Raw genomic sequence first — 223 nt, 5'->3', positions numbered from 1 at the left:
GAATGGCTTTTCATGATAAGAAGTCAGTGACCGCAATGGAACACCATGCAACCGCAGGTTCGCCAACACAAGAATTAGCCCCTGGTTTTATGCCTAAAGGTGTTAATGATGAACCTTATGGCCCATTTGCTATCGCAGGTGCGGATCATTTGTATAGCGGTGGTGCACAAAAAGTGCGTGCCATTTCTAACGATGTTGCTATGGGCACTTTTAGACCGGGTTG

The 223-nt window shown here is 46.6% G+C and carries 1 protein-coding gene; it reads left to right on the top strand.

Annotation, left to right across the window (positions count from 1 at the left end):
• The coding region (locus V6255_RS18540; RefSeq protein WP_341629438.1) for a hypothetical protein at positions 1 to 223 on the top strand (223 nt) is incomplete at both ends.

The organism is Psychromonas arctica, from assembly GCF_038155225.1.
Classification (GTDB): domain Bacteria; phylum Pseudomonadota; class Gammaproteobacteria; order Enterobacterales; family Psychromonadaceae; genus Psychromonas; species Psychromonas arctica_B.
This window is presented reverse-complemented; position numbering and strand designations above follow the sequence as displayed.